This is a genomic window from Chryseobacterium sp. JV274 (assembly GCF_903969135.1).
Classification (GTDB): Bacteria; Bacteroidota; Bacteroidia; order Flavobacteriales; family Weeksellaceae; genus Chryseobacterium.
The window spans coordinates 3,012,551-3,036,829 of record NZ_LR824569.1 but is presented as its reverse complement, the minus strand read 5'-3'; the positions used below and the strand labels follow the sequence as shown (position 1 = coordinate 3,036,829).

The 24,279-nt window shown below is 34.5% G+C and carries 18 protein-coding genes; 12 read left to right on the top strand and 6 right to left on the bottom strand.

Going from position 1 to position 24,279, the window contains the following annotated elements; genetic code table 11:
- Window positions 1-18: 18 nt before the first annotated feature.
- The 5 genes from CHRYMOREF3P_RS13975 to CHRYMOREF3P_RS13955 all read right to left on the bottom strand — a co-directional run bounded on the left by CHRYMOREF3P_RS13975 (window position 19) and on the right by CHRYMOREF3P_RS13955 (window position 5,939).
- Window positions 19-1,338: a DUF6056 family protein gene (locus CHRYMOREF3P_RS13975; protein ID WP_077413233.1), complete on the bottom strand. Its 1,320-nt coding sequence runs from the start codon at window positions 1,336-1,338 to the stop codon at window positions 19-21.
- Window positions 1,339-1,341: 3 nt separating this feature from the next.
- The gene (gene fabG / locus CHRYMOREF3P_RS13970; RefSeq protein WP_047377912.1) at window positions 1,342-2,085 is read right to left on the bottom strand and encodes a 3-oxoacyl-[acyl-carrier-protein] reductase; all 744 of its coding nucleotides are present in this window, start codon (window positions 2,083-2,085) and stop codon (window positions 1,342-1,344) included.
- Window positions 2,086-2,256: 171 nt separating this feature from the next.
- Window positions 2,257-3,768 carry a WG repeat-containing protein gene (locus CHRYMOREF3P_RS13965; RefSeq protein WP_180564877.1) on the bottom strand — a complete coding sequence of 504 codons (1,512 nt, stop codon included), beginning with the start codon at window positions 3,766-3,768 and terminating at the stop codon, window positions 2,257-2,259.
- A gap of 6 nt (window positions 3,769-3,774) precedes the next feature.
- Complete coding sequence (gene rsmI / locus CHRYMOREF3P_RS13960; RefSeq protein WP_047377914.1) at window positions 3,775-4,449, bottom strand: 16S rRNA (cytidine(1402)-2'-O)-methyltransferase; 675 nt, start codon at window positions 4,447-4,449, stop codon at window positions 3,775-3,777.
- Between the two features lie 2 nt (window positions 4,450-4,451).
- Entirely contained in the window at window positions 4,452-5,939 is a 1,488-nt protein-coding gene (locus CHRYMOREF3P_RS13955; RefSeq protein ID WP_180564876.1) for a hypothetical protein, read from the bottom strand.
- 61 nt (window positions 5,940-6,000) lie between these two features.
- Between CHRYMOREF3P_RS13955 and CHRYMOREF3P_RS13950 the strand changes: the two genes are divergently transcribed.
- The 6 genes from CHRYMOREF3P_RS13950 to CHRYMOREF3P_RS13925 all read left to right on the top strand — a co-directional run bounded on the left by CHRYMOREF3P_RS13950 (window position 6,001) and on the right by CHRYMOREF3P_RS13925 (window position 14,738).
- Window positions 6,001-6,588, top strand: coding sequence for a thymidine kinase (locus CHRYMOREF3P_RS13950; protein ID WP_077413230.1), 588 nt, complete (start codon window positions 6,001-6,003; stop codon window positions 6,586-6,588).
- 165 nt (window positions 6,589-6,753) lie between these two features.
- The gene (locus CHRYMOREF3P_RS13945; protein WP_180564875.1) at window positions 6,754-9,201 is read left to right on the top strand and encodes a bifunctional UDP-N-acetylmuramoyl-tripeptide:D-alanyl-D-alanine ligase/alanine racemase; all 2,448 of its coding nucleotides are present in this window, start codon (window positions 6,754-6,756) and stop codon (window positions 9,199-9,201) included.
- Between the two features lie 2 nt (window positions 9,202-9,203).
- A complete protein-coding gene (locus tag CHRYMOREF3P_RS13940; RefSeq protein ID WP_077413228.1) occupies window positions 9,204-11,363 on the top strand; it encodes a patatin-like phospholipase family protein in 2,160 nt (719 codons plus the stop codon).
- Between the two features lie 4 nt (window positions 11,364-11,367).
- Window positions 11,368-11,787: an rRNA maturation RNase YbeY gene (ybeY, locus tag CHRYMOREF3P_RS13935; RefSeq protein WP_077413227.1), complete on the top strand. Its 420-nt coding sequence runs from the start codon at window positions 11,368-11,370 to the stop codon at window positions 11,785-11,787.
- A gap of 147 nt (window positions 11,788-11,934) precedes the next feature.
- Complete coding sequence (mnmG, locus tag CHRYMOREF3P_RS13930; protein ID WP_077413226.1) at window positions 11,935-13,797, top strand: tRNA uridine-5-carboxymethylaminomethyl(34) synthesis enzyme MnmG; 1,863 nt, start codon at window positions 11,935-11,937, stop codon at window positions 13,795-13,797.
- A 119-nt stretch (window positions 13,798-13,916) separates the two neighbouring features.
- Window positions 13,917-14,738 carry a class I SAM-dependent methyltransferase gene (locus CHRYMOREF3P_RS13925; RefSeq protein ID WP_180564874.1) on the top strand — a complete coding sequence of 274 codons (822 nt, stop codon included), beginning with the start codon at window positions 13,917-13,919 and terminating at the stop codon, window positions 14,736-14,738.
- A gap of 1,653 nt (window positions 14,739-16,391) precedes the next feature.
- Here the strand turns inward: CHRYMOREF3P_RS13925 and CHRYMOREF3P_RS13920 are convergent.
- Window positions 16,392-17,582, bottom strand: coding sequence for a phosphoglycerate kinase (locus CHRYMOREF3P_RS13920; protein ID WP_180564873.1), 1,191 nt, complete (start codon window positions 17,580-17,582; stop codon window positions 16,392-16,394).
- A gap of 643 nt (window positions 17,583-18,225) precedes the next feature.
- On the opposite strand from CHRYMOREF3P_RS13920, the gene rpiB reads away from it, so the two are divergent.
- The 6 genes from rpiB (at window position 18,226) to CHRYMOREF3P_RS13890 (ending at window position 24,252) form a co-directional block, all read left to right on the top strand.
- Window positions 18,226-18,660 (top strand): ribose 5-phosphate isomerase B, encoded by a 435-nt coding sequence (gene rpiB / locus CHRYMOREF3P_RS13915; protein ID WP_027372149.1) that lies wholly within the window; start codon window positions 18,226-18,228, stop codon window positions 18,658-18,660.
- A gap of 335 nt (window positions 18,661-18,995) precedes the next feature.
- Window positions 18,996-21,149, top strand: a complete 2,154-nt coding sequence (gene rnr, locus CHRYMOREF3P_RS13910) for a ribonuclease R (protein ID WP_077413224.1) — start codon at window positions 18,996-18,998, stop codon at window positions 21,147-21,149.
- Between the two features lie 248 nt (window positions 21,150-21,397).
- Window positions 21,398-22,084, top strand: coding sequence for a LysE family translocator (locus CHRYMOREF3P_RS13905; RefSeq protein ID WP_077413223.1), 687 nt, complete (start codon window positions 21,398-21,400; stop codon window positions 22,082-22,084).
- Entirely contained in the window at window positions 22,081-23,010 is a 930-nt protein-coding gene (locus tag CHRYMOREF3P_RS13900; RefSeq protein WP_180564872.1) for an LD-carboxypeptidase, read from the top strand. Before CHRYMOREF3P_RS13905 ends, CHRYMOREF3P_RS13900 begins: the two co-directional genes overlap by 4 nt.
- A 40-nt stretch (window positions 23,011-23,050) precedes the next feature.
- Window positions 23,051-23,422: a YraN family protein gene (locus CHRYMOREF3P_RS13895; RefSeq protein WP_077413221.1), complete on the top strand. Its 372-nt coding sequence runs from the start codon at window positions 23,051-23,053 to the stop codon at window positions 23,420-23,422.
- Between the two features lie 80 nt (window positions 23,423-23,502).
- Complete coding sequence (locus tag CHRYMOREF3P_RS13890; protein WP_180564871.1) at window positions 23,503-24,252, top strand: SDR family NAD(P)-dependent oxidoreductase; 750 nt, start codon at window positions 23,503-23,505, stop codon at window positions 24,250-24,252.
- Window positions 24,253-24,279 lie beyond the last annotated feature (27 nt).

Genomic DNA, 24,279 nt, shown 5'->3' with positions numbered 1-24,279 from the left:
TTATCTAAAGCCTTTATTTTATTCTTTTGTTCTGATATATTTTTTGTTAAAGTATTTTTGGAGCTGATCATTTACATAGGTTTCCTGTTCTTTTTCTGAAGCCATTTCATCGAAATATAAAATTCTCGGAATCTCTTTTATTTTATCTACTACAACAGAGTCTTGAGGAGAGTTTTTGATAATATCTACTCTTTCGTTCATTTCTCTCTCATATTCTTTCAAATCTGTAGTCACAAGTTCCATCATAATATTTTCACCATTAAAATCAATATTAAAATAATCATATTTTTCCGGGAAAATTTTAAGTTCAGGAAGAAAAATAATGAACAGAGAAATCCACCAGAATTTTTTAATTTTTTCAAATTTAAAATATACTAACAGAGAAAAAGTAAGCAAAAAATAAAAGAGTATACTTTCAAACTGTCTTGCAATAGAGGTGAGAATATAGCTCGTAAATAACAAGGGAATCAATGAAACAGACCAAAATAGAACTGCTTTTTTCAATGTAATTTGGGCAGTGATCTTTTTGAGTTCTTCTTCAAAAACTTTAATAAATAATGGAAGTACTGCAATAACTTTTAATCCTACATAGAATGTATCAGCACCAAAAAGAGCAATTCTTTTCAGCCATTTTACAATTCCTCTTTCTACCTCTCCCATTCTGTTGAAATTTCCTGGTGCAAGAAAACATGCTAGCAAAAAAACGGTTCCTAACAGTACCAGAAACAGGCTTTCTTTATTCCGTTTCTGATAATAAGATACTAACAGGAGGCCTTCAAGAATCAATGCCAGAATTTCATTAGAACCCATCAGAATGATGATAAACAAAACTGAAAGGTAAAACCATATTTTCTGTTTTGTATCCTGATATTTTTTGAAAAAATAAAGTAAGATCCCGGATAAAATAACAGGAACGAAATAGACATTGGAACCTGTGATCCAGAAGTAATGTTCTGGTAAGCTTACAAGAAGCACTGTATAAAAGAAAAACAGAAGAAATCCTTTTTTGAGGGATTCTTTCAGAGAATAGTTGAAATATTCTTTAAAATTTAATGCTGAAATTCCAATAAAGGAAAGTAGTAAGAAAACAGGATATATTTTCGGGAGAATCGTATTGCTGTCGTAAAAGACTGGATTAAACATATTAATTGAATACCCGAAATACCTTCCGCCCCATGTTGTATAGGTATCTATAAAACTTTGCAGCAATCCTGCTTTTCTGGTTGTATAGGACCAGAAATAATCATCGGTCTGATATACATTAAAAAAACTAATGTATGCCAGACCGACGCCTATTAAAATCGACAAGAATAATACTATATTCTGTACTTTTTTCATTTTCTAAGTTAACATTCCACCGTCAACATTTAACGTTTGTCCGGTAATGTAAGCTGACATTTCGCTGCCCAGGAATACACATGCATTTGCGATATCTGCAGGTTGCCCTCCTCTTTTCATTGGAATTTCCTCTCTCCATCCCTGAACCGTTTTTTCATCCAGAACGGCTGTCATTTCAGTTTCAATAAATCCTGGAGCAATAGCATTACATCTGATATTTCTTGATCCTAATTCCAGTGCCACAGATTTTGTAAATCCTATTACACCTGCTTTAGAAGCTGCATAGTTGGCTTGTCCGGCATTTCCTTTCACTCCTACTACAGAAGTCATATTGATGATAGATCCAGATCTGGCCTTCATCATCGGTTTGATTACCGCTTTGGTAAGATTAAAAACTGAATCTAAATTTACTTTGATTACTTTATCCCAATCTTCTTTGGACATTCTCAATAACAGGTTATCTTTTGTAATCCCTGCATTGTTTATTAAAATATCAATCTGCCCGAACTCTGCCATCACATCTTCCACCAATTTCTGGGCAGCATCATAATCTGATGCGTCAGACTGATATCCCTTAATTTGGGTTACAGAACTTAAAGCTGCTTCTAATTCTTTTGCTTTGTCTACAGAGCCAGCGTAGGTAAATGCTACTTTTGCCCCTTGCTGAGCAAACATTTCAGCGATACCTTTACCGATTCCTCTTGTAGCTCCGGTAATTAGTGCTACTTTTCCTTCTAATATTTTCATATCTATTGATAATTATTTTCTTTTAACTCATTCAGCTTGTGACAGCTGACACTTATAATTTTTACAATTCCTATCCGGAATTAAACGGTTTGCAAAGATATTATAAATTGTTATTCAACCCATTTAAATTGTTAAAATACTGGATTATTTTGATAATTATTTAGATTTTTATCAAAGCTGAACAGGATTATTTTTAAATCTCGTGAAATAAATAAAGTCTGTTTTTTTGCTTCTATCCAGCTTCAGTACTTCTTTCTGCCAGAAATATTTATCATAAATAATCTCCTTCAAAGGCTCATTCTGAAAGTTTGAAACTCCGAATTTTCCTTCTTTCTTTACCACAATTTCGTTCTCAGCATTCCCGAATGTAATGATATCTTCGTAAATAAAGGGAACAATTTCCGTTCCTTTCCCATCCAGAATACCATATAAATTGTTTGTATTTTTACATACCAATGGTTTTGAATACTGATTAAGCGGATTAAAATATTCAACGTCTTCATTTCTGATTTCACTGATATTCTTCAGCTCTGCCGTTGAGCCATCCTTCACAGAAAACCTATAGTAACGATCCTGTTTTCCAATAATAAGATTGTCCGGATAAAAGCCTAAAATCTGTACTCCTTCTCCAACAATATTTTTAATATCCTTATCCAGGAATTGTTCTTCAGTTCCTTTTTTAAGATAGATAAAATCTTTTCCGGAAATGCTAAAAGCCTTAATAAAATCGTATTCCAGAGGAAAAATAATATTCCCTTCCAGATCAACAATTCCGGATTTTTTTACTTTATCGTTATAAACACTGAAGAAATTACTCAATAAAGGATTTACATATTTAAAAGTCTGGGAATACAGCTTCTTATCTTTTTTATTGAATACCGTTGTTTTTCCATTTTTTATGAGGTAGATGTATTCTTTTCTGCCAAAGTATTCCGGTGTGATATCATTAAAGATTTCCTCTGCAATTGTATTTTCTTCTGCATCTATCAAACCATATTTTCCTGTACTTTTATTTTTAGTAATCAGATAAGGATATGCATTGATATCTACCACCTGTTTTGAAAATTTATGCAGGGTCTGACCGTTATTTCCTATGATTTCACTCTCATTTTCTTCATTAATGATCAGTGCTTTGCCATATTCAAAGCTGTAATCTTCTTTAAATTCGCGGCTGCTGAGCTGTTTTCCGTCAAGGTCATACAGAAACCATTTTTTATCTTTTAAAACAAAGAATCTGTTCTTTCCCGAAAAACGGATTTTTTCAGCATAAGGAATAATTTCTTTCCCATTATAATCATAGACGGCTTCTTTATCCTGTTTCGAAGAAATAATACGGTCTTTGCTCCACCAGGGTGTATTGAATTCCTGATCATCCAAAGCAATGAATTCCTTCCCTTTTTCGTTAATAATGGCTGATTTTCTATTATTGCCATCTTCAGAATAAAGAATAAATCTGTTTTTAAAAATATGTAAAATTCCTCCTCTGTAAGGAGATTCAAAGGTAATGGTTCCTAAAGAGTCTATGATTCCCTGCTTTTTAGAACCCGAATCGTAAACCGTTCCATATCCGTCTGAATAGGAAGTCACCTCCTTCCCTGTCTTTTTTGACAGGATCACTTTCATATATTGGTTGGTCTGTGCTGTACAGACTACAGAACATAATACAAAGACTAATTTTTTCAAGAAAAATTAAATAGAATTGTTGACAATAAGAACGATCTCTCCTTTTAATGTTTTACTCTTGGAAAATTCAATTAATTCATTGATTGTTCCCCGTTTGGTTTCCTCAAATTTTTTAGAGATCTCACGACTTAAGCTTACTTTAGTTTCCTCTCCGAAGAATTCTTTTATCTGCTCCAGCGTTGTATTGATTTTATGGGGACTTTCGTAAAGAACGATGGTCTTTTTTTCTTCAGCAAGCTGCTTAAGCTTTGTCTGTCTGCCTTTTTTCTGTGGTAAAAAACCCGCAAATAAAAATTCATTATTGGGAAGTCCTGAAACTACAAGTGCAGGAATGAGAGCTGTTGCTCCGGGAAGGCAGATCATATCAATATTATTGTCTGCTCCTGCTTTTGCCAGCAAATATCCCGGATCCGAAATACCGGGAGTTCCCGCATCGGTAATAATAGCGATATTCTGACCGTTTTTAAGGTCTGTAATTACTTTCTCCGTTGCCTGGTGTTCATTATGTAAATGATAAGATTTTAAAGGCTTTGAGATTTCAAAATGTTTTAAAAGTATTCCGGAAGTTCTGGTGTCTTCACATAAAATATAATCAACTTCTTTAAGGACATTTACCGCCCTGAAAGTCATATCTTCCAGATTCCCAACAGGTGTGGGAACAAAATATAAGATTCCGCTCAAAATTATAAGAATTTATTTTCCACCAATATCCAAAGTCTCTGAGCATATTCATCCACTTTATTCCATTTTCTTTCGTAATACAGATCACTAAGATATTCTTTGGCTTCTTCCAGTGTTTTGAACTGGTTCAGCTGAAATACCGTATCATTCAGATCTGTCTGACTTCCTTCAAAGAGCATTTTTGAAAAAGCAATTCTGTCATTCAGATCCAGTTTAAATTCCGGTTTCTGTTTGTCTGCTTCCATAAAGTTGGTAGGAATATTAGACTTCAGAATACTTCCGCTATCTTCTTTCTCTGCCACATGTTCTTTTTCGTTAGGAAATTCTCTTTCCAAAGGATCGTCATCAAAAAGTGACTGAACAGCCTTCATTCCTTTGATATTGGCTAATTTTATTTTTTTCTCCTGGTGATACGCTTCTAAATTTTCAAAGCTTTCATCAGAAGGATGTTTTTCTGTTTCTTCGGCAGAAGGTTTATCGATCTCAACGATTTTTCTTCTGTCATAGACTTCAGCAAGGATGCTTTCCTCTTTTGTCTCTTCTACTGAATGATCATTTTTTATCTCGCTCAGTATATTTTCCACATTCGAAGTTTCTGTGGCCAATTCACCCTGTTCAATAGAAACATTTGAAGCAACAAACTGCTCTTCGTTTTCTTCGATAAGTATTTCATCTTCCAGAGTTTCTGTATCAAAAATACTTGGAATAATCTCTGTCACAGGAACTTTAGCATCGTTTACCCCGGCAAAATCAGTTTCTTTTTTTGATTCTTGCTCAATGTTTTCCTCTTCCTGCTCATCCATTTCATTCAGCTGGTTGTTGAAAATGGCTTCTTCCTCAGTCACTTCATCATGAAACAGGTCTTCATTGAGATCTTCATCAGAATCTGGTGTAGAATCAGCAAGAATTTTTTCTTCATCTACAAAGCTCAGAACAGCTCTCTGCTCTTCTGAAATTTCATTTTCATCAATTTCGTTCAACTGATTATTGAAAACGGCTTCCTCTTCTAAAGTTTCATGACCAGAAGCCTGTTCCTGAGTGTTTTCCAGTGTTTTTTCTTCGTAACCTTCTTCCACAAAGCTCACAATATTTTCATGGAATTCATTTTCAACAATTTCATTCAGCTGATTATTGAAAGCAGCTTCCTCTTCTTCAGAACCGGTTGAGAAAATTTCATTCTCATCAATTTCGTTCAGCTCATTATTGAAAATAGCTTCCTCTTCTGTTACTTCATTTCCTTTATCATAATGTTCCGTTTCTCCGGATGCAAAAGAGATGTACTCATTGTTCGGAGACTGCTCCGGATGATCTGTAACAAAATATTCAATATTCTTTTCCAGCAGTTTCAAAAAAGAAATCCTGTTAGCAAGCTCATCTACAAGATCTTGCTTGGAAAGTAATTCGTCTACGTTGCTTATTTTGTCCAGATTATCAATGATATTCATGGACTCAAAAAAAATCTTTTCCTTTAAATCTTGGATATTCTGCATAATAAGATTCTTATTAAAATTGCTTACTTTTGATGTTAAAAATATACGGCTAATTTAACAAATGTTTTTAGAAAATACAATTAATCATTCCAAACAAAGTGGTTGGATGGAAGTGATTTGTGGCTCTATGTTTTCGGGTAAAACCGAGGAACTGATCCGCAGATTGCGAAGAGCGGAAATGGCAGGACAGAATGTGGAAATTTTTAAACCAAAAATGGATATACGATATTCTGAAGAGGATGTAGTATCTCATAATCAGAATAAAATCCGCAGTACATCAGTAGAAAATCCTAATGAAATTCTTCTGTTGGCTTCCAATTGTGATGTAGTAGCCATTGATGAAGCTCAGTTTTTTGATGAAAGTATTGTTGATGTTGCCAACCAGCTTGCCAATAGCGGGATCAGAGTGGTCATTGCAGGATTGGATATGGACTTTTTGGGCCGTCCGTTCGGGCCAATGCCCAATTTGATGGCTACTGCCGAGTATGTCACAAAGGTGCATGCTATTTGTAAGAGAACAGGTAATCTCGCCAACTATTCTATGAGAACTTCCCAGGGAGATAATCTGGTAGAATTGGGAGAAACTGAAAGCTATGAAGCAGTAAGCCGCCGTGTATTTATTGACGAAGTACTTTTAAAAAGAAAATAAGGGATTGAATACACCCATAAAAAATATTCACTCAATAAAAAATAAAAACGAGAAAGCAATAGAGTAAAATCTGGAAAAAAGAATCAGTATAAATTATCATTTTCTTACTTTCTTGAAGTTTTACTTCTGCTGTTTCGTTCAAAAAATAAAGCAGAAAGGGCACCAATGAACTATACAGTACAACACATTGCAGAAATCACCAATGCACAGATCATTGGAGACAGTAATTTAATGATCAAAAATATAGCGTATGACAGCAGGATTATTTATTCTACTAAAAATACAGCTTTTATTGCGATCAATACCCATAAAAATTCCGGCGAAAAATTTATAGATTCTGCAGTAGGCAGGGGAATCAATGTCATTATTTCTGAACATCATTATCCGGAGTTTGAAAATATAACCTGGCTTATTGTTGAAAATTCCGTGGAGTTTCTTCAAAAATTAGCAAAATATCATTTCGAAAATTCTCATTTACAATCTATCGGAATCACGGGAAGTAATGGTAAGACTATTTTAAAAGAGTGGTTATATCAATGCCTCTGGAATGAATTTCCTACTGTAAAAAGTCCTAAAAGTTTTAATTCTCAGATTGGTCTTCCGCTGTCTCTTCTTCAGATCAACAGTTCGTATAAGCTGGGAATTTTTGAAGTTGGAATTTCAAAACCACATGAGATGGATAAACTTGAAAATATGTTCCATCCTCAAATCGGGCTGCTCACCCACATCGGGACAGCTCATGCTGCCAATTTTTCTTCTGAAGAGCAACTCATTGATGAAAAGATCAGTCTTTTTAAAAATTCTGAAGTAATCATTTATAATGGTGACAATTCTTTGGTTGAACAAAAAATTAAAAACTTCTATTCTGATAAAAAATTAATTTCTTACGGTTTTAAAAAAGAGAACCAGGTTTTCATCAAAAGCAATATTTCCAAGGATGACAACATTATTGTTGATTATTTTGGCGAAGAAATCAGTTTTCCTGCTCATCAGAGAGACGAAGCTACATTAACCAACGCTATGGCGCTTATCACAGTTCTCAAGGAACTGAATATCGAAAATAAAAAGATCGTTGAAAAAATCAACCTTTTAAAAGCCGTTGAAATGAGGCTTGAAGCGATCGAAGGAATTAAAGGCAATATTGTCATCAATGATTCTTTTAATCTTGATCTTGATTCATTGAAGACTGCCCTGCAATTTTTGAATGAATATAATAAGTCTAAAAAATCCCTGGTCTTAACTGACATCGTAGGGGTGAGTACCAACGTAAAAGAATTATATGAGGAAGTTTCTGAGCTGGTGAATGAACAGAATTTTGATTCTGTTTTCTTAATCGGTGATGAAATATCAAACTTCAGTGAATTATTTAAAGCTAAAACATATACATTTATTGACACTAAGGAGCTAATTGAAAGTAAGCATCTTACTGAAATAGAAAATCAGATTATCTTGCTAAAAGGAGCCAGAAAATTTGAGATTGAAAAGCTTAAAGATATTCTTGAGCTTAGAAAACATGATACGGTACTGGAAGTAAATCTTAATGCTATTCTTCACAATATCAACTATCATAAATCATTGCTGAAACCGGGAACTAAAATGATGGCAATGGTAAAAGCCAATGCTTATGGTCTGGGAAGTTATGAAGTATCAGAATTTCTTCAGCATCATCACATAGATTATCTGGGGGTAGCCTATGTGGATGAGGGAGTTGAACTTCGTAAAAAAGGAATCACAACTCCTATCATTGTTATGAATCCTGAGCAGCACAGCTATCAGACGATCATAGAATATAATCTGGAACCTGAAATTTACAGCTTCAGAGTGTTGGAATTATTCTATGAAGCCGTTCAGAAATCAGGTTATGATAAAAAATATCCTATCCATATTAAACTGGAAACCGGAATGCACCGTCTTGGTTTTAAAGATTTTGAACTGGATCAGTTAAGCGAAACCTTAAGCCAAAAAAATCTGAAAGTTCAGAGCATGTTCAGCCATTTATCATCTTCTGATATGCCTGAAGAAAAAGAATTTACTTTGAAGCAGCTGGAAGTTTTTGAAAAGAATTCCAGTTACCTGATAGAAAAATTAGAATACGCTCCGCTTCGTCATATTCTGAATTCATCCGGAATAACAAGCTATACCAATTATCAGTTTGATATGGTAAGAATCGGTATTGGAATGCTTGGAGAGTCACCGGATAATGAAATTCAACAGCAGCTGCAGTCTGTTGTAAGTTTTAAAACCGTAATTTCACAGATATCAATGGTTGAAAACGGAGAATCTGTAGGCTACAGCAGGAAGTATAAAGCTGATCATCTTACCAGAATTGCTACTATACCTGTTGGATATGCAGATGGTATTCCGAGATTGATAGGAAATCAGGTAGGAAATGTAGGTATCAACAAAGTCCTGGCACCAATTGTTGGAAACCTCTGTATGGATATGATGATGATTAATGTAGATAATATTCCAAATGTAAAAGAAGGCGATACTGTAACTGTTTTCAATGCCAAACCAAGTTTAAAAGAATTCGCAGGCTACTGCAAAACGATAACTTATGAAGTATTAACCTCCATTTCACCTCGGGTGAAACGGATTTATATAAAAGATTAACTATGAGAAAACTCCTGATTCTGCTTTCCATATTCCAACTGTTATTGATCCATTCTCAGGTAAAAAAAGATTTGGTGATTCCTAAAAATCCAAGGATAGGACTGTCGCTGGCCGGTGGCGGAGCCAAGGGGTTTTCACATGTAGGAGTTCTTAAAGTATTAGATTCATTGGGAGTGAAGGTGGACTATGTTTCCGGAACAAGTATGGGTGCCATTGTAGGGGGTTTGTATGCCGCAGGTTACTCCGGAAAAGAAATAGAAAAAATTGTCATGGATACGGATTTCTATTCTTTAATTATGGATCCAAAATCCAGGCAGGAAACCAGCTTTTTTAACAAATCTGTAGACAAATATCTTTTATCCATTCCGCTCAAAAACGGAAAAATCACACTTCCCTCTTCTATCAGTACTGGCCAAAGAAATGTTTATCTTCTGAAAGAACTTTTTAAAAATGTTTCCAATATTGAGGACTTTTCCAAAATGCCCATTCCATTCATGTGTGTTGCAACCAATCTGGAAAGCGGCAATATGCAGATCTTTGAAAAAGGAGATCTCGTACAATCTATTATGGCGAGTTCTGCTTTTCCTTCTTTAATGGATCCTGTTAAAATTGGCGACAGCATTTATATTGACGGGGCCATGACTGTAAACTATCCTTCAAAGCCTTTAAAGGACAAAGGAATCGATATTGTGATTGGAGTGGATCTTAATCAGGATCTTTCAAAAAGAGAGGATTTAAACAATATTATATCCATACTGAATCAGGTAATCGATTTCGGAATAAAGAAAGATACAAGAAAACAGTATAAATATACAGACATCAATATCAAACCCAACCTGAAGGGCATGTCTGCAACAAGCTATGACGATAAGAAGAAAATTCTGGACAGCGGATATGTAGAAGGGCTCAAATATTCACAAGTACTGGATCAATTGCCAAAGCGCCCTTTTGACCGCCTCAGACAACGCATAAACCCTATATATTCCAACGTATACAAGATAGATAGCATTTCTATTGAAGGAAGTAAAATATATGGTAAAAACTACACCCTGGGGAAAATGGGACTTCGTCTACCCTCTTTACAGACTTATGGAAGCATCAATAAAATGGTGGATAAATTGGTGGCGACAAATAATTATCGTTTTATCAATTATGATATCGTTCAGGAAAATGATGCCAACTACTTAAAGCTTTATGTCACTGAAGATGACACCCGCCATTTTATAAAATTCGGGCTGCATTATGATGAAGTTTTCAAAACTGGGCTTCTTTTAAATTATTCAGCAAAGAGGCTGTTATTTAAAAATTCAAACCTTTCCCTGGATGTTGTTGTGGGAGACCGCGTGAGATATTATATGAACTATTTTATAGATAACGGATACATTCCTGGATTTGGTCTTTATTCATCAGGAATGAGTTTCGATATAAAAAATGTTGATAATTATGTTGTGGACCGATGGGAATGGTTAAGAAATGAAGCCTATATACAGTCTATATGGAAGGATAAATTTGCTATTGGAGGTGGTATCAGCCATGATTATTTCAAAGCGGAAAACAGCAATGGAGACAACAGACGTTACAGCCGTTTTCTGAACCCTTACATCTTCATAAAAACCGATACGCAGGATGATAAAGAGTTTCCTACCAAAGGAATTTATTTTGCTGCAGAAGGAAAGGTAGTGGATCTTTTAAAATCTGAAGTTGATAAAAGAATAATTCAGATCAAAGCAGATCTTAAAATCAATATTCCTCTGGGTAAACAATTCACTTACCGTCTGAACGTGTTTGGAGGGGTTACTATTGGTGAAAATCTTCCTGCTTACTACCAATACAGATTGGGTGGAATTTTTGAGCAGAATCTAATGAATTTTAAAAGTTTTGGAGGATTTTATTTTGCCCAGCTTTATACTAATAATGTGATATTAGCTTCAAACGATGTTCAGTTTAAATTTAACAAAAACTATTTCATCAGTGGAAACTTCAGCTTTGCTAACTTATCAAATGATATCAAGTTTGAAGACGCAGTTAAAGTAAATTATAGTTCCCTGGGAATTACGGCAGGTTACAAATCTCCTTTCGGGCAGATAAAAGTTAACTTCAGCCACTCACTTAAAAACAACCAAAAAGGTATATTCAGTGTTATTCTAGGACACTGGTTTTAAAAAAATGATACAGTTCTTTTACGAAAGCTTACCAGAGTCGGTAAGTACAGATTACAAAAAATGGCTGGAAGATCTTATTCTTTCAGAAGGAAAAAAGCCAGGAGAAATCAATTACATTTTCTGTGATGACGAATATCTTCTTAAGATTAATCAGGATTATTTGCAGCATGATTATTATACAGATATCATCACTTTTGATTATGTAAAAGGCAAGACAATAAGCGCTGAGATTTTCGTATCTTTGCAGCGCATTTCTGATAATGCCTCTACCCTATCCCGAGATTATGAAGAAGAATTAAGAAGAGTTTTAGCCCATGGTATTTTACACCTTATAGGCTATAAAGACAAGACGGAAGAGGAAGAAAAAGAGATGCGGAGAATGGAAGATTTGTACTTGGCCAAATACGTGGATTTAAAGTTTTAAAATTGAACAATCACTTAAAGTCCCATACCTAAAGTACTCAATTCTAGTAATAATATAACTTTACCTAGAGTGCATTCTTCAAAAATGTTTCACGTGAAACATTGGTTATAAAGATAAGGTTTAAAGCTTAAAACAAGCGAGATAAAAATGATTTCAGAAATATATGATGTAATAGTAGTAGGTGCCGGACATGCAGGTTGTGAAGCAGCAGCAGCCGCTGCCAACCTAGGTTCAAAAACACTACTCGTTACAATGAATATGCAGACCATCGGACAGATGAGTTGCAACCCGGCAATGGGCGGAATCGCAAAAGGACAGATCGTAAGAGAGATTGATGCAATGGGAGGATATTCCGGAATTGTAGCAGACAAATCTGCTATACAATTCAAAATGCTGAATCTTTCAAAAGGTCCTGCGATGTGGTCTCCGAGAACCCAAAATGACAGAATGCTTTTTGCCGAAGAATGGCGCTTAGCATTAGAGAATACACCCAATCTTGATTTCTTTCAGGATATGGTGAAACAACTGATTGTTGAAAATAACAAAGTAACCGGAGTAGTTACTTCTTTAGGAATTGAGATTAAAGCAAAATCGGTAGTTCTTACTAACGGAACTTTTCTTAATGGTTTAATTCACGTTGGAGATAAACAATTAGGCGGAGGAAGAATGGGTGAACCAAGAGCATTTGGAATTACAGAACAATTGGTCACTTTAGGATTTGAAGCAGGAAGAATGAAAACCGGTACTCCACCAAGAGTAGATGGAAGAAGTTTGGATTACTCAAAAATGGAAGAACAAAAAGGAGATGAAAATCCTCAAAAGTTCAGCTATCTTGACACCCCAAAATTGACAAAACAATTAAGCTGCCATATCGTATATACGAACGAAACAGTACACGATATTTTGAGAGAAGGTTTTGACAGAAGCCCAATGTTCAATGGTACAATTCAAAGTTTAGGTCCAAGATACTGCCCAAGTATTGAAGATAAGATCAACCGTTTTGCAGAAAGAAACAGACACCAGCTATTCGTAGAACCGGAAGGATGGAAAACTGTAGAGATCTACGTAAACGGATTCAGTTCTTCTCTCCCTGAGGATGTACAGATCAAAGCAATGAAACATATTCCTGGATTTGAAAACGTAAAAGTGTTCCGCCCAGGTTATGCAATTGAATATGACTACTTCCCTCCTACCCAATTAAAACATACCCTGGAAACAAAATTAATTGATAATTTATATTTCGCAGGACAGATCAACGGAACAACAGGATATGAAGAAGCAGCAGGCCAAGGATTAATCGCCGGCATCAATGCTCACAATAAAGTTCATGAAAAAGGCGATTTCATTCTAAACAGAGATGAAGCTTATATCGGAGTCTTAATAGATGATCTTATCACAAAAGGAACTGAAGAGCCTTACAGAATGTTCACTTCACGTGCCGAATACAGGCTTCTTTTGAGACAAGATAATGCAGATATCAGATTAACTGAAAAAGCTTACCACTTAGGATTGGCAAAAGAAGACAGATTAAGAAGGATGGAAACTAAAGTATCTGAAAGTCAATCACTTGAAGAATTCCTTCGCGAAACTTCTTTAAAACCAGGTATCATCAACCCTGTTCTTGAATCTATAGAAAGCAATCCGGTAGATCAGGCATATAGAGCAGCACAGATTCTTACCAGACCTCATATGACATTAGGAAAACTGGATGAAATTGATTTCATTAAAGAAGTTTCAAGCCAATACAACAATGAAGTAAGAGAACAGGCTGAGATCAATATTAAATATAAAGGATATATTGAGAAAGAAAAAGAAAATGTAGCCAAACTAAACCGTCTGGAAAATATTAAAATTCCTGAGGATTTTGATTACACAAAGCTTTCCAGTCTTTCTGCAGAAGCAAAACAGAAGATGTCTAACGTACGTCCAAAGACTATTGCCCAGGCAGGAAGAATAAGTGGAGTTTCTCCAGCCGATATCAACGTTTTACTAGTCTATTTAGGACGTTAAAAAAGATATGTTTCACGTGAAACATAAAAAATAATAAAGCAAAAATTAAGGTATTTGTGAGCATACATCAAGCTCTGGATATCTTAATTTTTTTTACAATATAAAAGATAACGATTTCAATGAAAATAAAAGATCATTTTCTTTCACAGGAAATTTTTGAAATTAAAGAGACAGAAACAAAAGGAGTCTTCAGGACCACTCCTATTCCATCCGATATTTCCAGATATTATGAAAGTGAAGATTACATTTCTCATCATCAGGATTCCGGAAGTCTGAAAGAAAAGCTTTATAAATTCCTTCAGTCTTTTAATCTTCAATACAAGAAAAATGTATTGGTAGACAGAATAAAAAAAGGATCAAAAGTTCTTGATTATGGATGCGGTGCCGGAGAATTTGTTAAATTTATAGAAAATGATTTTGAAACTTTCGGTTTTGAACCAGATGCAGATGCAAGAAAAGCAGCACAAGGAAAAATAACGAAAGCTTCTATATTAGATAATATCAATGCAATTGAAGAAAACAGCTTAGATGCTATTACCCTATGGCATGTGTTTGAACATATCGAGAACCAGGATGAAATGCTTAGTGCATTTCACGGGAAATTAAAAGAAAAAGGAATTCTTATTATTGCTGTTCCCAACCCTACTTCATATGATGCAAAACATTATAAAGAATATTGGGCCGCCTATGATGTACCCAGACACATTTATCATTTTTCAAAAGTTGGAATGGAAAATCTGATTTCAAAAAAACCAAACTGGAAAATGAGAAAAATAAAACCTTTAGTGCTAGACTCCTATTACATCTCAATGTTGAGCGAAAAATACAAAAAATCACCCCTTTTTTGGGTAAAAGCAGTAGTCTACGGAACAATTTCAAACGTAAAAGCATTATTTTCCAACGAATTTTCAAGTTTGATATACATTATTGAAAAAAGATAGAAAGTGGATTTTTGACCCATTTATGAAGGTCGGATTTTAGCATTTCAAGGCTTAAAAAATAAAAACTCAGGATTTTTCTCCTGAGTTTTCTATTTTTCAACTAAAATCATTTAGAAAAAGGAAACTTTAAAATTTAAGATCCTTATAATTTTTATAATAAATACTCCCCTACTCCATTTCAATTAAAAAAAGAAAAATCAAGAACTCTTATTCTTGATTCAGTTAAAGTATTGCTCTAATCATTTATCTACTTTCCAGTTTCTGAACAAAGTTGATCCAAAAAAAATAGAAAAAACAGATATTAGAAACTAAATCCTGACAAAAAGGGTATAAATTTCGACTCAAAATTACTCAAGATGTAAATACTCGGGAAAATTTAGTTTTTAGATTTTAAAGGTGATTATAAAGGTCGATTTTTGGGGACTTCATTGGAAAAAATAAAAAATTAAGAGCCTTAGTAAATTTCTTTTTGATCAAATCCAAAATCTAAAATCTGTTTAGTCAAAAAATTTTATGTTCAACCAGAAAAGGAAATTTAAAATCCGGAATATAAAACTCCCCTACTCTATTCTATCTTTCACATAAAAAATTTTCAAAGAAATTTCTTTAGGTTAATTTAAAGTTCAAAAAAATAATGAAGTTGAAAATTCTGATAAAATAAAAAGTACCGAAAAAAATTACTGGTTGCAGAAAAGAGTAAAGCAAATATATTTCAAAAAAATTCTTGAAATTATTTTTCTTGAAAACTGAGTTCATCCTTCATTTTATAGTATTCAATAAATAATTTCTAATTTTTAACTACCCTTTAAAGTAAAAACAGCATATAATTTAACAATAAAAAATAGTTTAAAAACTGATATAGAATACATTACAAAACTATCACTAATATGTGAAATAAAAAAATATAAAATTCAGATAAAAATAAAGCTTAAACATATAAAACTTGCTCTTTAAATTAAAAAAAATACTAACAAGTCACATACATATGTAAATTATGGTGACAATTGAATTTTACACCATTGTCATTGACTATGGACGAATCATCGATTTCTGACGAAGGAAAAATCTCATGTAAAGCTTAGATTCCTCATTTCACTACGTTACATTCAAAATGACAGCGTCACAATAGTAATATAGCAGGATTAATGCAAAGTTGTATATAATTACCTAAATTATTATAGAGTTTAAAGGTTCAATGAAACTCCAAGATCCAATTTAAGCAATCACAAATTCTTCGGCAAAAAATTGTTATCAGAAAATACTCTTAGCTTTCAGAAATTTTATGTCACATCACATCATTTTATCAATCTAATGTTTGTAAAATACAACATGATAATTAATAAAAAAAAGATATCATTATCTCTCAAAAAAGTACAAATTCATATCAAAAATCATAGCTAATCTATCACAAAAATCTGATTATGAAAACAAGAACACATTCTTTCTAATCCCAAATTTTAAAAAGAAAAACTAAGCACACAATTTATTAAATACCTAAGTGACTGAAAGCGAATTCAAGTCAAACCAATATAACTACAGGTTATATCTAAGATACTATGAAAAATCCGATCAATAAAGGAATTTTTTATAAATTCAAAAACAAAAAAACCTGCTAATATAATTAGCAGGCTATAAAATATCTTTAATTTTTATTTAATTGTTGATTGCAGCTACACCTGGTAACTCAAGTCCTTCAAGACTTTCAAGCATGGCACCACCACCGGTAGAAACATAACTTACCTGATCCGCATATCCGAATTGCTTAACAAAAGCAACACTGTCTCCTCCTCCAACTAAAGAGAAAGCTCCTAATCTGGTAGCCTCTGCAATACTCTCACCTAATGCAACAGTTCCGCCAGCAAAATTTGACATTTCAAAAACTCCGATTGGCCCATTCCAAAGAATAGTTCTTGAATTTAACAATACATCATTAAACTGATCTCTTGATTTATGGCCTGCATCAAGGCCCATCCATCCTTCAGGGATTGCATAGATATCAGCTTCTTTTCTTTCCACATCATTACTAAAACTTTCAGCGATAATAGCATCAGAAGGAAGATATACTTTTACTTTATGTTCTTTTGCTTTGCCTAAAATCTCAAGAGCTAAAGGAAGTTTATCTTCTTCTACTAAAGAATTACCAATTTTTCCTCCAAGAGCCTTAATAAAGGTAAATGCCATCCCTCCACCAATGATCAAATTGTCAACAGCAGGAAGGATATTTTCTATAATGGTGATTTTAGTTGAAACTTTAGAACCACCAAGGATAGCTGTAACAGGTCTCTCACCACTCTTTAATACTTTATCAATAGCTTTAAGTTCATTAGCCATTAATAAACCGAAATATTTAGTTGAAGGAAAATATTGAGCGATTACTGCTGTAGAAGCATGAGCTCTATGTGCAGTCCCGAATGCATCGTTTACATAAGCATCTCCTAGTTTAGAAAGTTTCTCAGCAAAACCTGCATCTCCTTTTTCTTCTTCATTATGAAAACGTACATTTTCCAATAATAAGATCTCCCCTGGTTTCAGATCTGCAGCAGCCTGTTCCGCTTTTTCTCCGATACATTCATCAACAAACTTTACCTCCTGTCCAAGAACAGCAGAAACTTCGCCAAGAATATGTTTAAGAGAAAATTCATCTTTCACTTCTCCCTTTGGTCTTCCAAGGTGTGTGATTAAGATGACAGAACCACCATCATTAAGGATCTTTTCCACTGTTGGTTTTACAGCAACAATTCTTGTATTGTCTGTCACCTTCAGCTGATCGTCCTGAGGAACATTAAAGTCCACTCTTACCAGAGCTTTCTTATCTTTAAAATTGAAATCATTGATTGTTTTCATAAGCAGATTTATTTTTGTCAAAGTTCTATGAAGTCTCGCTGGCCAGATCCCGGTTTGCATTTCCGCAAATCCAGCGGAGACAAATTCATGAAACTCATTGAATTTTCGTTTCACAAATGTAAGGTTTTAAACTTTTTCAACAGATTGATTAAAATAAAAGTTTTCAAAAACTTTCCCCGAACCCAATCACCCATTAATCAACAATTTTTTCTCTTTATAAAAAAAGAATAATGTAGTTGTTGTTGAGTGTTGTTAGTTTCGGGGATAAGTTTTAGGCTAAAAATTGATAACATTCAACTTTTATTCAATTCATATTTAACTCACAATATAAATCCTTGTAAACCCGCTATTTCACATACTTATTAACAAATGTTGGTAACTTTGAGATCAAGTCATTATTAGTTATTTTATTATGGAAAAATCTGGGGATAGCTGAAGAAAACATCTGGAAAGTTGTGGTAAAAATTTGCGGAAAGAATTTCTATTACGAAATAAATTGATCTTTAAAAATAGAAAGTTGAGAAAAGTTTTCCACAGTTATTAACATACCTCTTAACAATTAACTCAGGGTTTACTAACACGAATTGTTATTATTCTTACCTTTGTAAGGAAATAAAATCTAATAAAGCTTAATAAGAGTATTATGAAAAGAAAAATTGCTATTGCAGCGGACCATGCAGGCTATGAATATAAGGAGATTGTTAAGAACTATCTTTCAGAACGATTTGAAGTTCAGGATTTTGGAACGTTTTCCACAAACAGTGTGGATTATCCGGACTTTGTACACCCTGCTGCAACCTCTGTGGAAAACGGAGAAAATGAGCTTGGAATTCTTATCTGTGGAAGCGGAAACGGGGTTCAGATCACTGCAAACAAACACCAGAAAATAAGATGCGCTCTTTGCTGGATGCCGGAGATTGCAACGCTGGCAAGACAGCATAATGATGCCAATATGATTTCAATGCCTGCGAGATTTATATCAAAGGAACTGGCGATTGAGATTGTAGATAAATTTCTTTCAACAGATTTCGAAGGTGGAAGACACCAGAACAGAGTTGATAAAATTGCAGTTTGCTAAATATACTAAGGCTTGTAAATTACATTACAAGCCTTATTTATTTTTTATTCGTATATTTGCAGTGTCCAATAGAAATTACATTCTATTATTCTCTAAAGCCTTTCTTATATTTGAAACATATTTAATAGAAGGTTTTTCTCTTTTCTTCTCAAGAATTGTATTAAATTTATACAAAACTAAAGCTCCCGTTCTAAGTAAACTGAAAGATAATTTCTGATGATGTACGGAAAGAATCTAATGATGAAATTGAATAACCTTTATAAGGAATGAACGGGGAAGATTTATAGAAAGGTTTTATTTTAAGTAAGACCAAAATAATTAAAAGAAAATTAAAAATGCCAAAAAAAAGAAAATATATAAGTCATAAAAATGATTTAAAAATGATGGAGATCGGAAGATTGATCCTCCGTTTTATGAATGCGAATTCATCAAAAATTTATAATTATAAGCAGATCGCTGATGGAATAGATTACAAAAATCCAAGACAAAGAGAACTTGTCATCCAGGCACTGCACAAACTTCAGGGATCTGAAAAGATCAAAGAAGTAGAAAAAGGAAAATATATAGTGAACCTGAAAATTGCAGGAACGCTTACTGGAATTATTGACTTCAACCAAAGTGGAAATGCTTACGTAAATGTGGAAGGATTGGAAGATGATGTCTTCATTCACGCCAAAAATGTGAAGGATGCTCTGCAGGGAGATAAGGTTCTTATTATAACTTATCATTATAAAGGAAAGAAATTGGAAGGTTCCGTTCTGGAGGTTTTGGAACGTACCAGAACTGAATTTGTAGGAACATTTCAGAAGGTGGCTCATAAAGATTTCGGCTTCGTTGTTTGCGATAAAAAATCAATCAATACAGACATCTTTATTTCAAAAGCGAAGTTCAACAATGCTGAAGATGGAGATAAGGTCATCGTAAAAATGACTGAATGGAGACCTGGAGATAAAAACCCTGAAGGAGAAATTATCAAGGTGTTGGGTGCTCCGGGAGAACACGAAACAGAGATCCACTCTATTCTTGCAGAATATGGCCTGCCTTACGAATTTCCACAGGAAGTAGAGGCCGATGCCGATAAAATAGACAGAAGTATTACTGATGAAGAAGCTGCAAAGCGTTGGGATATGCGTAACATCTGTACATTTACGATTGACCCTAAGGATGCGAAAGATTTTGATGATGCCTTATCCATAAGAAAACTGGAAAATGGCAACTGGGAAATTGGTGTTCATATTGCTGATGTATCTCATTATGTAGTTCCGGGAACTATTCTTGATGATGAAGCATATAAGAGAGCTACTTCAGTATATCTTGTTGACAGAGTTGTTCCGATGCTGCCGGAAGTTTTGAGTAATGATGTTTGTTCCCTTCGTCCTAACGAAGATAAATATACTTTTTCAGCAGTTTTTGAACTGAATGACGAGGCTGAAATTCAGAAACAGTGGTTTGGAAGAACGGTAATCCATTCAGACAGAAGATTTACTTATGAAGAAGCTCAGGAACGTATCGAAAGCGGGCAGGGAGACCTGGCAGAAGAGATCAATACTCTTGATAAGCTGGCAAAGATTATGCGTAATGAACGTATAAGAAGAGGTGCTATTACTTTTGACAGAAGTGAAGTAAGATTCAATCTTGATGAAAATAATGAACCGATTGGAGTTTACTTTAAAATAAGCAAAGACTCGAATCACCTGATTGAGGAATTCATGCTTTTAGCCAATAAAAAAGTATCTGAATATGTTTCTCTGAGCAGAAAAGATGAAATCACCAACAATACATTTATTTACAGGGTTCATGATGATCCGGATCCTGCAAAATTAGAATCGTTAAGAGACTTCGTTGCTACTTTCGGATACAAAATGGATCTGGCCAATACCAAAAAGGTTGCCGCATCTTTAAATAAACTTCTTCATGATGTGAAAGGAAAAGGAGAAGAAAACATGATTGAAACACTTGCAATGAGAAGTATGAGCAAAGCGGTGTATTCTACTGAACCTATTGGCCACTATGGCTTAGGTTTTGAGTATTACAGTCACTTTACCTCTCCTATCCGTCGTTATCCGGATTTGCTTGCACACCGTCTTCTTCAGCATTATCTGGACGGAGGAAAATCTCCAAACAGAGGGGAACTTGAAGATAAAGCAAAACACTGCAGTGCCATGGAAAGACTGGCTGCAGATGCGGAAAGAGACTCTATCAAGTTTATGCAGGTGAAATTCATGGAAAAACACCTGGGAGAAACTTTCAGAGGGGTTATTTCCGGAGTGGCAGAATTCGGTTTCTGGGTTGAAATTCCTGAAAACGGAGCGGAGGGACTGATCAAACTTAGAGACCTTGTAGACGACTCATATATGTATGATGCAAAATCCCATGCGGTATACGGAATAAGACACGGAAACAAGTATCAGTTGGGAGATGAAGTTCAGATCAAAGTGGTAAAAGCTAATCTGATTCAGAAGCAGCTTGACTTCCAGATTGTGAAGTAAGAAATAGGTCTTAAAATAAGACTCCAGATAAAATTATAAAGAGGCTGAATGTTCATGAACATTCAGCCTCTTTATTTTTTGAAGCAAAAAACTTTTGAATATACCCTCCTCTCCTATTTTCTTAAAAAATTTACATTAAACTCTCCTTAAAATCCACTTGATATATCACAACTTTATTGAATAATTAAATCATAAAGTATAACTTTGTATAAAACGAAATGAATTTTTTTCATTTTAAAACACATTAAATGCTAGAACTTGTACTATCGGCGGTCATATTAGGATTCATGCTGAGCTTGGTTTTTATAGGACCTATATTTTTCCTGTTAATAGAAACCAGCTTTTCCAGAGGCCCAAAACATGCCTTATCATTGGATCTTGGAGTTATCACTGCAGATTTATTATGTATTGTAGCGGCGTATTATGCCAGTACAGATATTGTAGCTTTAATTGATAAACATCCTGGCTTCTACAGGATCACTTCCATTCTTATTTTTATTTATGGGATTGTGATGTTGGTTACCAAAACCAAGATGCATATGCCTGGTGAAGAGAAGATTATTGGCCAAAATTATATTAAAACATTTTTCAATGGTTTTTTCTTTAATCTTTTGAATGTAGGAGTCATCCTTTTCTGGCTGGTAACGGTAATTTCTGTGAGGAATCAATATCCGGACACCAGCAGTTTTATTTTATACATAGGGATCGTACTGGCCACTTACCTTTCAATAGATCTTGCTAAAATATTTCTTGCCAAGCAATTTCACGATAAATTAACACAAAAGCTGGCGAACCAAATCAGAAGAGTTGTCGGCTGTATTCTTATTATCTTCAGTTTCTTTATCTTCCTGCAGAGTTTCAAAAAGTTCAATCAGTTTGAAAGACAACTGGAGGAAGCAGAAAAGAAAGAAGTAAAATATCAAAAAACAGAATGAAAAAAATGATCTTTCCAAAGTCCCTTAAAAAAGGTGACAAAATAGCTGTTATTTCCCCTGCAGGAGCGGTAGATGCCTCTCAAATGGAAAAGGGAATAGAAATGATTAAAAGTAGAGGTTTTGACCCCGTTCTCGGGGAACATCTTTACACCAGATTTTCAAACGGATATAATTATGCCGGAACAGAACAGGAAAGAATAAAAGATATCAACTGGGCTTTAAATGATACAGAAATCAGAGCGGTATGGGCTTCCAGAGGAGGCTATGGCTGTCAGCACCTGATTCAGCACCTAAAAATGAAGGGTTTTACAGAAAATCCAAAATGGTATATCGGCTATTCTGATAATACGGTTATACAAAGCTATCTGTTAAAGAAAGGCTTTGCATCCATTCATGGGCAGACCATTAAAACATCAAGTTTCGGCGTTACTGATGAAAGCTATGATCTGATCTTTGATATCCTCAAAGGAAAAACTCCAAAATACACCCTTGAATCAAATCAATTCAATAAAGAAGGGAATATTGAAGGAGAATTGGTTGGAGGAAATTTAGCCCTTATCTATGCCCTTTTAGGAACAAAATATTCTTTTGACTTTAAAGATAAAATCTTGTTTATTGAAGATATCGGAGAAAATTTCTATGCCCTGGATCGCATGATTATGAGTCTGGAGCTGGCAGGAGTCTTCAGTAAGATCAAAGGACTTATCGTTGGCGGGATGACTAATATGGGAGACGAAAAGGAAAATAAAAGCTATGAAGAAAGCTTTGATGAATTTGCCTATAAACTGATCTCGGAGAGAATTTCAAAATATAAATTCCCTGTAGTATTTGCTTTCCCGAATGGACACATTAAAGATAACCGGCCACTTTTAATTGGTGGTAATCTTAAAATGAAAGTTGGAACTAAAGTAAAGCTCGAATTTTAAAAAGACGACTCTCCTATCTTCAAACTCTTAAATACAAAATATGGCTGATCACAACGATTTTGGAAAAATAGCAGAAGATATGGCCGCCGGTTATCTTCAGAAAAAAGGCTGCAAAATCCTTGTGAGAAATTACCGTTTTCAAAAAGCGGAGATTGATATTATTGCTGAAAAAGATAATCTGATTATCATAGTGGAAGTGAAAGCAAGATCTACTGATGCATTTATGCTCCCTCAGGAAGCTGTAACCAAAGCAAAAATAAAATCAATTGTTTCTGCAGCCAATCATTATCTCGAAGAATTTAATAAAGATAACGAAGTCAGATTTGATATTATCTCCGTTCTTCCTGATGAAAACAGAAACTTAAAAGTTGACCACATAGCTGATGCTTTTCAGGCATTGGATGCAAATTAATAAATCAATAACAATGTATGAAAGGAATAATATCATACTCCAGGTAAAGTATTCCATTCATATCGTTAATAAGCAATTTTATGAAGACAATATTAATCACCGGAGCAACTTCCGGTATAGGTAAAGCCACTGCAGAACTTCTTGCAAAACAAGGAAACAGAATCATCATCTGTGGAAGAAGAAGTGAAGTACTGGAAGCTGTAAAATCAGAGCTATCTCAGTATACCGAAATATTTAGTTTATTGTTTGATGTAAGGAGTCTTAAAGAAGTGGAAGCAGCCATTGATTCGCTTCCGGAAAACTGGAAAGAGATTGATGTTCTGATCAATAATGCAGGAAATGCTCATGGGTTGGACCCTCTTTCTGCCGGGAAGACTGATGACTGGGATTCTATGATTGATGGGAATGTAAAGGGACTACTCTATGTTTCTAAAATGATCATCCCGATTATGAAAACTAAAAATTTAGGTCATATAATAAATATAAGTTCTGTAGCGGCAAGACAAACCTATGCGAATGGAGTAGTGTACTGTGCAACGAAGAAAGCTGTAGACGTGATTTCAGAAGGAATGAGACTGGAGCTTACGGAATTTGGGATCAAAGTAACCAATATTCAGCCGGGAGCTGTAGAAACCGATTTCTCTTTGGTAAGATTCAAAGGTGACAGTGAGAAAGCTTCAACAGTGTATGCAGGCTATGATGCTCTGAAAGCTGAAGACATTGCGGATGCCATTGCTTATTGTGTGAATGCTCCGAAACATGTTACCGTTTCAGACATGACAATCTACCCGAGTGCTCAGGCAGAACCGAGAACGATTTATAGAAAATAGTCAAAATAATGGACTAAATTTGCAGAA

Bases quoted from the DNA above. Each gene is read 5' to 3' on its own strand.
- rnr (WP_077413224.1), top strand. From the start codon at position 18,996: ATGCCAAAAAAAAGAAAATATATAAGTCATAAAAATGATTTAAAAATG.
- fabG (WP_047377912.1), bottom strand. From the start codon at position 2,085: ATGAAAATATTAGAAGGAAAAGTAGCACTAATTACCGGAGCTACAAGA.
- CHRYMOREF3P_RS13905 (WP_077413223.1), top strand. From the start codon at position 21,398: ATGCTAGAACTTGTACTATCGGCGGTCATATTAGGATTCATGCTGAGC.
- CHRYMOREF3P_RS13940 (WP_077413228.1), top strand. From the start codon at position 9,204: ATGAGAAAACTCCTGATTCTGCTTTCCATATTCCAACTGTTATTGATC.
- CHRYMOREF3P_RS13895 (WP_077413221.1), top strand. From the start codon at position 23,051: ATGGCTGATCACAACGATTTTGGAAAAATAGCAGAAGATATGGCCGCC.
- CHRYMOREF3P_RS13920 (WP_180564873.1), bottom strand. From the start codon at position 17,582: ATGAAAACAATCAATGATTTCAATTTTAAAGATAAGAAAGCTCTGGTA.
- CHRYMOREF3P_RS13890 (WP_180564871.1), top strand. From the start codon at position 23,503: ATGAAGACAATATTAATCACCGGAGCAACTTCCGGTATAGGTAAAGCC.
- rpiB (WP_027372149.1), top strand. From the start codon at position 18,226: ATGAAAAGAAAAATTGCTATTGCAGCGGACCATGCAGGCTATGAATAT.
- CHRYMOREF3P_RS13950 (WP_077413230.1), top strand. From the start codon at position 6,001: ATGTTTTTAGAAAATACAATTAATCATTCCAAACAAAGTGGTTGGATG.
- CHRYMOREF3P_RS13955 (WP_180564876.1), bottom strand. From the start codon at position 5,939: ATGCAGAATATCCAAGATTTAAAGGAAAAGATTTTTTTTGAGTCCATG.
- CHRYMOREF3P_RS13925 (WP_180564874.1), top strand. From the start codon at position 13,917: ATGAAAATAAAAGATCATTTTCTTTCACAGGAAATTTTTGAAATTAAA.
- CHRYMOREF3P_RS13975 (WP_077413233.1), bottom strand. From the start codon at position 1,338: ATGAAAAAAGTACAGAATATAGTATTATTCTTGTCGATTTTAATAGGC.
- CHRYMOREF3P_RS13900 (WP_180564872.1), top strand. From the start codon at position 22,081: ATGAAAAAAATGATCTTTCCAAAGTCCCTTAAAAAAGGTGACAAAATA.
- ybeY (WP_077413227.1), top strand. From the start codon at position 11,368: ATGATACAGTTCTTTTACGAAAGCTTACCAGAGTCGGTAAGTACAGAT.
- CHRYMOREF3P_RS13945 (WP_180564875.1), top strand. From the start codon at position 6,754: ATGAACTATACAGTACAACACATTGCAGAAATCACCAATGCACAGATC.
- mnmG (WP_077413226.1), top strand. From the start codon at position 11,935: ATGATTTCAGAAATATATGATGTAATAGTAGTAGGTGCCGGACATGCA.